General features: G+C 39.4%; 2 protein-coding genes. Both read right to left on the reverse strand.

Annotation, left to right across the window (positions count from 1 at the left end; translation table 11 throughout):
* Window positions 1–270, reverse strand: a 270-nt coding sequence (locus F6K52_RS29785; protein ID WP_293087306.1) for a sigma factor, incomplete at its 3' end; no start/stop codon positions are given.
* 1,001 nt (window positions 271–1,271) lie between these two features.
* Window positions 1,272–1,631 (reverse strand): endonuclease domain-containing protein, encoded by a 360-nt coding sequence (locus F6K52_RS29790; RefSeq protein WP_293087309.1) that lies wholly within the window; start codon window positions 1,629–1,631, stop codon window positions 1,272–1,274.
* Window positions 1,632–2,306 lie beyond the last annotated feature (675 nt).

The following is a 2,306-nucleotide window of genomic DNA, read 5'->3' on the forward strand; positions in this document are numbered from 1 at the left end:
ATTACGAGTTACCTGATACAACCAAGCCTTTAAATTAGTAATTTTTTCCCCGAACTTTTGCACCTTTTCCCAAGCTTTTACCATTGCCTGACTCAGAGCATCCTCGGCATCCATTCGGTTAGAATTCATCATCTTGAGACAGCAGCGATAAAGCTGGTCTCGACTTTCTTGCCATTGCTGCCAAAACTGAGAGAGAATATGGGAGCGATCGTTCTCTGTTGCAGCATTATCTATTAAGTTTCGTTTTGTATTTGCTGTTCTGGAAGCCATAAAAAATGAAATTGGTTTTGTCCTTCTGATAGAAATAGATATTTTTGAGATGCTTTCTGACGGGAGCATCACAGTTTGGCACTGGGTATGAATAATCAAGAACAGACCACCTTGAAAAAGCCACTATAATCAGCTTCCTTGGTGCATAATGGTGTCTTCAAATGTTCTGGAACATAGACTTGCTCCCCATCAATTTGTGAGAACAATTTAATAGTAGCCCTGTTATATATCTGTGATCCTCGTAAAACTCATAGAAAAACTCATAGAAAAACTCATAGAAAAACTCATAAGCACCTACACAGAATTAATTTTCTACTGCCAATTTCTGTCACCCTTAACCTGAAAGGCTTTGAGTATTTGCTCACGGGGTGACAACAAAGCTCAAACCTAGATAGGTGGAACGGTGTTAGGTTTTAGGTTTTGGGTAAAATGAGCGCATCGGAGTGATTTGTATTGCTCTCTATTGAAGCAATTTTTACCATACAACGTCAATGATAGTTTTAATAAATCCATACCCGCACGGACATTCTTCCCGCTTCACCTAACCCCTAAAACCTAACCCCTGTAAGCTTTTAAAGAGCGCTTGTCACCCCCTGAAGAATATTTGAAAATGTGTATGTAATTAATTTTGTGCACCTGCTTATCTCACGAAAAACTCAGGGAGCATGTCACAAAGCGCTGAATATTTGGGGAGCAGGTCAATTTTATAAGAACACTTGAACTACAAACCCTTGAACTACAGTGTTTTCGGGGCAACAGTCGCCGGAGTTTTATAGTACATTTGTTCTATTAATTTGACATACTCCCAAAACTCATAGAAAAACTCATAGAAAAACTCATAAAACTCATAGAAAAACTCAGGGAGCATATCACTTATGCAGACCCTTGAACTACATACAGTGTTTTCGGGGCTTCAGTAGCAGTCATGAGTTTTTTTAGTACATTTGTTCTACGAATTTGACATGCTCCCGAAGCTCACTGCTGATCCGATTGACCTTTGGTCACGCTACGCGATCGCACACTGCTTCAAAATTGTGCAATACTTCATCATTGGTAAATCGAATTACTTTTAATCCATAACCTTCAAGAATGTGGCTTCTTTCTTTATCATAAGCAAGGCCTGCTTCTGTATAATGAGACTCTCCATCAACTTCAATCACTAATTTTAAAGCAGCGCAATAAAAGTCAACAATAAAATTCCCTATCGGTCTTTGTCGCAAGACTCTAAACTGAAAATTTTTTAAATAGTCACACCACAGCTTTTTTTCAGCTGGTGTCATAGTTTTCCTTAATTTTCTAGCTCTGCTTACTAAATTGGAGTTATAAGGCAGATGACATTGTCTTTGTTGGCGATCGCACATTCTACCATAATTGATATTTTGGTTTTTTGCGTGGGTTTTGATCCCCCTAAATCCCCCTTAATAAGGGGGACTTTCCAGAGATATTTTCGGACTCCCCCCTTTGATAAGGTTTTTGAGATAGATTGGCGGACTTCTTACAATAATCAGGCTTTCGATATAGGTTTCCGACTCCCCCCAATGATCACGGGGGGCTGGGGGGGATCGAGCAAATAAATGGCATAGAAAGAGATGGTATCTAGGAGCCGCTACGGGAACCCATAAATATCTTATCAATTTAAATACTATCCCATGATAATCGCTTCAACTTAAATGCTATCCCAAAATTAATCTTTAAAATTATAGCAATTATTGCATTTATCAGGTACAGCTATCAACCTCAAAGTCCCCCTTGATAAGGGGGATAATGGGGGATCCATTTGTACCTTATGGGAAATAAAATTGCTATAAATGCGATGCTCTGAAATAGCCGCTACTGGATTGTCCTTAGGTCAGGCTTCCGCGCTTATGCGAACGCTCTTTGCTATAGCATTTATAGGATTTATCAGGTACAGCTATCAACCTCAAAGTCCCCCTTGATAAGGGGGATAATGGGGGATCCATTTGTACCTTATGGGAAATAAAATTGCTATAAATGCGATGCTCTGAAATAGCCGCTACTGGATTGTCCTTAGGTCA

It is taken from the genome of Moorena sp. SIO3H5 (assembly GCF_010692395.1).
Taxonomy (GTDB): Bacteria; Cyanobacteriota; Cyanobacteriia; order Cyanobacteriales; family Coleofasciculaceae; genus Moorena.